This window comes from Dorea acetigenes (assembly GCF_025567385.1).
GTDB lineage: Bacteria > Bacillota > Clostridia > Lachnospirales > Lachnospiraceae > Claveliimonas > Claveliimonas acetigenes.
In genome coordinates, this window is sequence record NZ_JAOQJU010000014.1 from 9,591 (window position 1) to 16,597 (window position 7,007).

Annotated in this window: 11 protein-coding genes; 8 read left to right on the forward strand and 3 right to left on the reverse strand. The window is 50.6% G+C overall.

The features are described from left to right. From OCV99_RS11260 to OCV99_RS11275, 4 genes are all read left to right on the forward strand, one after another. A partial coding sequence (locus OCV99_RS11260) for a hypothetical protein (RefSeq protein ID WP_158370663.1) occupies positions 1 to 423 on the forward strand: 423 nt, incomplete at its 5' end. 21 nt (positions 424 to 444) lie between these two features. Further along, positions 445 to 828, forward strand: coding sequence for a hypothetical protein (locus tag OCV99_RS11265; protein WP_242856451.1), 384 nt, complete (start codon positions 445 to 447; stop codon positions 826 to 828). Continuing rightward, positions 815 to 1,597, forward strand: a complete 783-nt coding sequence (locus OCV99_RS11270) for an FAD-dependent thymidylate synthase (RefSeq protein ID WP_262527060.1) — start codon at positions 815 to 817, stop codon at positions 1,595 to 1,597. Before OCV99_RS11265 ends, OCV99_RS11270 begins: the two co-directional genes overlap by 14 nt. Then, a complete protein-coding gene (locus OCV99_RS11275) occupies positions 1,578 to 1,991 on the forward strand; it encodes a dUTP diphosphatase (protein WP_055221092.1) in 414 nt (137 codons plus the stop codon). The genes OCV99_RS11270 and OCV99_RS11275 overlap by 20 nt, the downstream gene beginning before the upstream one ends. Before the next feature lie 139 nt (positions 1,992 to 2,130). Here OCV99_RS11275 and OCV99_RS11280 read toward each other — a convergent pair whose 3' ends face one another. From OCV99_RS11280 to OCV99_RS11290, 3 genes are all read right to left on the reverse strand, one after another. Continuing rightward, positions 2,131 to 2,400 carry a type II toxin-antitoxin system RelE/ParE family toxin gene (locus OCV99_RS11280; protein ID WP_006861304.1) on the reverse strand — a complete coding sequence of 90 codons (270 nt, stop codon included), beginning with the start codon at positions 2,398 to 2,400 and terminating at the stop codon, positions 2,131 to 2,133. Beyond that, positions 2,397 to 2,657 carry an AbrB/MazE/SpoVT family DNA-binding domain-containing protein gene (locus OCV99_RS11285; protein WP_033143531.1) on the reverse strand — a complete coding sequence of 87 codons (261 nt, stop codon included), beginning with the start codon at positions 2,655 to 2,657 and terminating at the stop codon, positions 2,397 to 2,399. The genes OCV99_RS11280 and OCV99_RS11285 overlap by 4 nt, the downstream gene beginning before the upstream one ends. 133 nt (positions 2,658 to 2,790) lie before the next feature. Further along, a complete protein-coding gene (locus tag OCV99_RS11290) occupies positions 2,791 to 3,105 on the reverse strand; it encodes a helix-turn-helix domain-containing protein (protein ID WP_033143530.1) in 315 nt (104 codons plus the stop codon). Positions 3,106 to 3,253: 148 nt separating this feature from the next. On the opposite strand from OCV99_RS11290, the gene OCV99_RS11295 reads away from it, so the two are divergent. The 4 genes from OCV99_RS11295 to OCV99_RS11310 form a co-directional block, all read left to right on the forward strand. After that, on the forward strand, positions 3,254 to 3,763 hold the full coding sequence (locus OCV99_RS11295; RefSeq protein ID WP_055221090.1) for an SLOG family protein: 510 nt from the start codon (positions 3,254 to 3,256) through the stop codon (positions 3,761 to 3,763). A gap of 81 nt (positions 3,764 to 3,844) precedes the next feature. Next, the gene (locus OCV99_RS11300) at positions 3,845 to 3,979 is read left to right on the forward strand and encodes a DUF3789 domain-containing protein (RefSeq protein WP_074925882.1); all 135 of its coding nucleotides are present in this window, start codon (positions 3,845 to 3,847) and stop codon (positions 3,977 to 3,979) included. Further along, positions 3,976 to 5,001, forward strand: coding sequence for a DUF5688 family protein (locus tag OCV99_RS11305; protein WP_055221089.1), 1,026 nt, complete (start codon positions 3,976 to 3,978; stop codon positions 4,999 to 5,001). The genes OCV99_RS11300 and OCV99_RS11305 overlap by 4 nt, the downstream gene beginning before the upstream one ends. Positions 5,002 to 5,053: 52 nt before the next feature. Continuing rightward, positions 5,054 to 7,007, forward strand: a 1,954-nt coding sequence (locus tag OCV99_RS11310; protein WP_262575482.1) for a DNA topoisomerase 3, incomplete at its 3' end; no start/stop codon positions are given.

Genomic DNA, 7,007 nt, shown 5'->3' on the forward strand with positions numbered 1-7,007 from the left:
TTCTATGATATGCCGGAAAATGAGGTCCGGGAAATGCTCTACCTTCTGAACACGGCAAACCTGGACTGCTACGAGTATTACCACCCGGAGCGTGATGTGATCCAGAGCGGGCCAGTGGCTTTTAGCGGCTGGCTGGAACATATGGACTGCCGCCCTTACCGGACAGAGGTACAGCTTTATAAATCCCTGCTGTTCTTAAAGCGCAGCATTGACCGGGATCTGATCGTGACCTCACAGCGGGAGGCACTGCAGACGCTCCGCTGTATCATTTCCAACCTGGAATACCGCTTCTATAAGGCGTATGGCATGGAGATTGAGGACAAGCGGACCGTGTACGGAGAATGTACCTACCATATGGTACCCAGGGAGGACGAACCCAGTGTGTGCCTGATGCACGACTGGATCTACCTTCCCAGCGCATAATGCCGGGAACTTTATATAAATTTGTCCCGAATAATAGACAAAATTCGGGACAGTTCATTTTCAAAGGAGGGATGCCATATCACACAAAAGGAAGTCAATGCCGTATTTGACGAGCAGGTGCAGCTCTGCGCTGACATTCTGCAAAAGAAAACCAAAGAATACACCGGGGACGATACGGACCGGCTGGGGGCTTTTAAGGCGGCGGCAGCTTTGCAGCATACCACGCCGGAGCGTGCCCTTGCCGGGATGCTAGCGAAGCATATCGTCTCTCTGTATGACATGTGCTTTGATGGTGATACGGATTACGATATAAGCACATGGAATGAAAAGATCACAGACAGCCTCAACTATCTGTTCTTATTGAAAGCTATTGTAAAGGAGGGACATACCAATCAACCAAATTGAAGTGAAGATTTTGAACTGCCAGGCGGTTGCGGAGGCCGAGAAAAACATGGTCTTTGCTGCCCGTCTCACGCAAAGGGGCCACCGGATCACTACAATGGATGATCTGATGGCTCTTTATGAAAAATCGTTCAATAAGAATACCGTGGCGGCAATCAGCGGTCTTCCGCACCCCACGGTTCAGAAATTTGCGGTGATCACCGTTGCTGTTGTGGGGGCAAGCAGGCGATTCCTGTCGCAGATCACCAGACACCAGAACGAAGTAAAGTTTATGAGTGCGTCCTTACAGTACAGCAATTATACGGGGCAGGCAGATTTTGCCGTGCCCTATGAGATTCTGGCCGCCCCGGTTGCGGTCCGGGAACTGTACTTAAAAAGCTGCCACGAAGGCATGGACTGTTACGAAAAGCTGTGCGCCGAAGGAATCGGCCATGACGCGGCGGGATATGCCACGCCCCAAGGGCTTCGGAATGTGCTGATGATCAGCGCCACCCCCTATCAGTGGAAACACATCATCGGCCAGCGGGTATGCCGGCGCAATACGGACGAGACCCGGATCGTGCTCCTGAAAATCTGGCAGGAGCTTTATTCGTTAAGCCCGGCGCTGTTTGCCCCCGGTCTTACAGGGCCGTTCTGCCAGCAGGACAAATGCTTGGAGGGGAAAATGACCTGCGGCAGAAAAATAGATGCGGATATGACGCCGGAGGATCTTCTGAAAGCGGACTATCCGGCACTTTTTGAAGGAGGCGCGCATGAAGATCAAACTGATTGACTTTGGCGTGCCAGAGAGCCGCCGCCCTTTCCGTCCGCATGGGAACGATGCAGGTGCGGATGTTTACATGCCCTATGACTGTACTTTGCAGCCGGGAGAGATCGCAAAGGTTCCTCTTGGATTCGGGATTGAAGTGCCGGACGGCTATGCGGGCTATGTGTTCCCACGTACCAGCATGGCGGTAAAAGGGCTGGTCTGTGAACTGCCTCCTGTGGATTCCGGCTACCGTGGGGAAATCCATGCGATCATCAGTAATGTAAGCAATCAGACGCAGGAGCTTTCCAAAGGCTCCCGCGTGGGCCAGCTTGTGATCACCCCGGTTGTGATCGCGGATTTTGTTACCGAACTTGGCGAGCAGCGCGGCACAGGCGGATTTGGAAGTACAGGAAAATAAAAAAGTGACTTTTAGAGAGTAATTAGGGAATTATCGCCGGTAGTGAGATTGGGCATATCAGGAAGATTGCAGGGTACAATAAAAGAAAGGCAGAAGGCAGCAAAAGGCGGTACACTGTCATAGCGTACCGCCCTGCTGCTTAAAACTGCTTTAATATGTCGTGATGCCCTACGTCCACCAGGATAATCATTTTGTCGCCTTCGTAATACCAGATAATGCGGATGTCCATGTTGACGCTGCACTCAAAAAGATCCGTGGTTCCCTGGATGCGTTTAGTGCGCAGCGACGGATGGGAAGGATTTTCGGCCAGAAGTTCCAGCTTGTTTTTAAGCTGCTTCTTCTCCTGTACGGTCAGACCCTTAAAATGCTTTTGGAAACGGGGCGTAAAGGTAAACTCATACGCCATCATTCCGCCTCCAATTTGTCAAACAGGGCGTCCACGCTGTCAAAGACAGGCTGCTCCCCGGATGCGATTTTTGCTTTTACATCCCCGATTTCTTCTTTAAGCTCGCTTAAATATTTTTTGGGGTAGACAACCACCGGCATGATGCAGATGGAACCGTCCTTCTCGAAGATGTCCAGTTTATCGCCTTCGGACAGACCGAGTTTAACGATGATTTCCTTTGGAATTGTGACCTGGGCTTTTTGACGCAATTCGGCCAGCATACGATCATCTCCTTTGCTTTAAGTTTGAAAGTAGGAAATTCTTACTTTCTTACTTATAGTATATCCACTTTGTGGGATTTATGCAAGGGGTACGAAAAAAATTTACAAATAAAGCGGCCAGCACCGTGACCGCTTACTTTCTGCTATTGAGTTCTTTCATAATACCGAGGATATACTGCATGGATTTGGAGTCGAGCTGTTTCGCCTCTGCGATAAATTCCCGCAAGGCTTCGGGGCAGGTGTTACCCTCATCAAAGAATTCCTGCGGTGTTACACCCAGGTATTCACAGATATAGAAAAAAGACTGCATGGCGGGAAGTGACTTTTTGTTTTCAATGTTGTTGATGTAGTTGTTTGCCTGTCCTAACGATAGAGACATATCGCGCGCAGATACGCCTTTCTGTGTCCGCAGCTTTGCCAGCCGTTCCGGGACAAAATCTTCATACATCGCCTTCACCTCCCATTCTGTAATAGATTGTACCTCACGACCTTGCATTATTCGCAAATGGAAAAAGGGTGTTTTCGTTGACTTACTAAATTAAATCTATTACAATATGAAAAGTGAAGAATAATACCTATCGGACGGAGGAATAAAAATGGAAGGAAAGACCTGCTGTGTCACCGGGCACAGGGATTTACCCCAGAAAGAGATCAACCATGTAAAGACCGCCCTGCGGCGTGAAATTGATTCTGCTGTTGCGGACGGGTTTACCCGCTTTATGAGCGGCTTCGCAGACGGCGTGGACCAGTATTTTGCCAAGATTGTACTGGAGAAGAAAAAGACAAATCCGGTGCTGGAGCTGATTGCTGTCATTCCCTATCAAAAGCGCCTGGACAGCCTGATGGCAAAGGGCCGGACTTATGAAATGCTGGAGGCTTGCGCGGATGTTGTTGTCATGCAAGAGAAATACCACCCCAGCGTCTATTCCCACCGGAACCGCTACATGGTAGAACACTCTGACCGGGTGATCGCTGTGTATGACGGGAGGGAAAAAGGAGGCACGGTGAGGACAATCCGGTTTGCCCACCAGATGAAAAAGGTACTGCGGGAAATCCCTGTCGGGGAGATTGTTCTGCCAGGCCAACCCATTGCGAAAAGAAAATGAAAAAATGGATAACTGATACTTGATGATGCGCTCACTTTTCGGTGGGCGTTTTTCTTTACCTATTTTTTAGGAGGATTTTTTATGTGGAACATGATTACACACTTTCTTACATTCACCGGGGGAATGTCTGCCGGCGTTGTGCTGATGTGTCTTATGCAGGCCGCAAAGCAGGAAGATGAATGGTTAGAAAACAGAAAACGGGAGGAAAACGAATGAATCAGGAATTTGCAGAAAATATAAAAAACCATATCCGGGAATATCTGCCGGTGGACTATCAGGATGCAAAGATAACCCTTGAAAAAGTCACCAAAGGAAATGACCGGATTCTTACAGGGCTTATCATCCGAAAGGATGATGAAACGGCTGCACCGTCCATTTATCTGGAACACTATGAGGAACAGTTTGGCAAAGGTCGCCCGATGGACGACATTATGAAGGAAATTGCACAGATAAAAGTGGAAAACAGCCTGGAACTTCCTATTGATGTGAAAGGACTTCAGGATTATGAAACAGCCAGGCCGCTGCTTGCGATCCGTCTGTGCGACCCGGAAAAGAATCAGGAATATTTGAAAGATAAACCCCATACCGCATGTGGGGAACTGGCGGCAACCTACCGTATTCAGATCATGGAGGACAGCAGCGGAACGGCTTCCGCTGTTGTTACAAATGATATGTTGAATCTTTGGGGAATTACACCAGAGCAGCTTCACCACGATACGGTGTCAGCAGAAAACGCCCGGAATCCTGTCTGTTTATACACAATGGATGATGTGATGTCAGAAATAATGCTGTCCGTAAAGCCTGAGAATCTTTTTGAACAGACGGAACCATTAGAATCTGAAATGATACCTATGTATATCCTGACAAACCAGAATAAAGTAAATGGCGCCGGGGTTCTGGCAAGAGACGGCGTACTGGATAAAATCGGCGAGCTGCTTGGTTCTGATTTTTATGTCCTCCCATCATCGACCCATGAAGTTATCCTTGTGCCGGATAACGGGAACATGCAGACTAAAGAACTGGAGAATATGGTAAAAGAAGTGAATGCTACCCAGGTGCTGCCAGAGGATTTACTTTCTGATAAGGTGCAGTATTATGACCGGGCAGCAAAAACCCTGGGACGAAAACAGGAAAAAGGTCTTTTAGAGCGTCTTTCCGAAAATAAAGCAAAGATTCAGGAGAAAGAGGCAAAGGAACCCAAAGAAAGACATAAAACCAGACAGGAGCCGAGCTTATAAAGGGCAGCGGCTATGCTGCCTTTTCTAATTCAAAGAAATGGAGGTTATAGGAATGAAGTTAGTAATTGCAGAAAAGCCCTCCGTCGCCATGTCGCTGGCGGCGGTTCTGGGTGCGAATGAGAAAAAAGACGGCTACATGGAGGGCGGGGGTTATCTGGTGAGCTGGTGCGTGGGACACCTTCTGGAACTGGCGCAGCCAGAGGCTTATGGGAAACGGTATGCCAGATGGGGTTATGGTGATCTGCCGATCCTGCCGGAAGAATGGAAATACGAAGTGTCGAAGGATAAGAAAAAGCAGCTTGACCTTCTTTGCCGGCTGATGAAAGACAAACGGGTGGATTCCGTGGTATGCGCTACCGATGCCGGACGGGAGGGCGAACTGATCTTCCGTCTGGTCTATGAACACGCCGGATGCAAGAAACCGATGGAACGCCTCTGGATTTCCAGTATGGAGGACGCGGCAATCCGTGACGGGTTTGAGCACCTGCGTCCTGGCAGCGACTACGATAAGCTCTATGACGCGGCGGTCTGCCGGGCTGAAGCCGACTGGCTGATCGGCATTAACGCCACCCGGCTTTTCTCTGTCCTGTATGGCGTCACGCTGAATGTGGGGCGCGTCATGTCACCCACGCTGGCCCTTCTGGTACAGCGGGAGGCGGATATCCAGGCATTTACGAGCAAGCCCTTCTATGTGCCGGAGATCACATGCGGCGGCTTTACTGCCTCTGGGGAAAAGCTGTCCGGGAAAAATGAAGCTGAAAAAATCCGTATGGGCTGTGACGGGCAGGTCGCTTCGGTGCTGTCCGTGGAGAAGCAGGTTAAGACGGTGCAGCCGCCCCGCCTGTATGACCTGACGACTTTGCAGCGGGAATGTAACCGTATCTATGGCTATACGGCCCAGCAGACCCTTGACTATGTGCAATCCCTCTATGAGAAAAAGCTGGCGACCTATCCCCGGACGGACAGCCAGTATCTGACCGAGGATATGCAGGCAACCGCCGCTTCTCTGGTTCTCTGGCTGCGGGATCATATGCCTTTTGGAAAGGGCTGCGCAGGGGAACCGGATATTGACCGCGTAACGGATGGCAGCAAAGTCACCGACCACCATGCCATTATCCCTACGGTGGAGATTGCCCGGACGGATTTATCGGAGCTTCCCTCCGGGGAACAGGATGTACTGACGCTGATCGCCGCAAGGCTGCTTTCTGCCACGGCTCAGGCGCACCGGTTCGAGGCGGTGACGGCGGTTTTAGACTGCCGGGACCGTTCTTTCACGGCAAAAGGAAAAACCGTATTACAGGCCGGATGGAAGGAAGTGGAACGCCTCTACCGCATGGGATTGAAACAATCCAAACCGGAGGATGACGAGAATACAGACGCCTCCCTTCCCGTGCTGCAGGAGGGGCAGATTTTTGAAACGGTTTCTGCCAGTGTCCGGGAGGGCAAAACCTCCCCGCCGAAGCATTATACGGAGGATTCCCTTTTGGCAGCTATGGAGACCGCCGGCACCGAGGACATGCCGGAGGACGCCGAGCGCAAAGGATTAGGCACCCCGGCCACCCGTGCGGCTACTTTGGAGAAACTGGTCTCTGCCGGATTTGTGCAGCGGAAGAAAAAGCAGCTTATCCCCACGGAAAAAGGTACGAACCTGATTCTGGTCCTGCCGGATAACATCAAATCGCCCATGCTCACCGCGGAATGGGAATCCATGTTAAAGCAGGTGGAGCGCGGCGAAGTTCCGGCAAAAGATTTCATGGATGGGATCGCAGATATGAGCCGGGCGCTTGTCAAGGCCCATACCGCCCCGGAGGAATGTTTTACCGGTCTGTTCCCAGATGCAAAGAGAAACGGGCGTGAAGCTGTCGGCGCCTGCCCCCGATGCGGCGGAACCGTATATGAGGACAAAAAAGGATTCTTTTGTGATAACCGGGACTGTGCCTTTGCGCTGTGGAAAGACAATAAATTCTTTTCCGGAAAGAAGAAATCCATAACAAAATCCGTGGCGG

Bases quoted from the DNA above. Each gene is read 5' to 3' on its own strand.
- OCV99_RS11275 (WP_055221092.1), top strand. From the start codon at position 1,578: ATGAAGATCAAACTGATTGACTTTGGCGTGCCAGAGAGCCGCCGCCCT.
- OCV99_RS11280 (WP_006861304.1), bottom strand. From the start codon at position 2,400: ATGATGGCGTATGAGTTTACCTTTACGCCCCGTTTCCAAAAGCATTTT.
- OCV99_RS11285 (WP_033143531.1), bottom strand. From the start codon at position 2,657: ATGCTGGCCGAATTGCGTCAAAAAGCCCAGGTCACAATTCCAAAGGAA.
- OCV99_RS11290 (WP_033143530.1), bottom strand. From the start codon at position 3,105: ATGTATGAAGATTTTGTCCCGGAACGGCTGGCAAAGCTGCGGACACAG.
- OCV99_RS11295 (WP_055221090.1), top strand. From the start codon at position 3,254: ATGGAAGGAAAGACCTGCTGTGTCACCGGGCACAGGGATTTACCCCAG.
- OCV99_RS11300 (WP_074925882.1), top strand. From the start codon at position 3,845: ATGTGGAACATGATTACACACTTTCTTACATTCACCGGGGGAATGTCT.
- OCV99_RS11305 (WP_055221089.1), top strand. From the start codon at position 3,976: ATGAATCAGGAATTTGCAGAAAATATAAAAAACCATATCCGGGAATAT.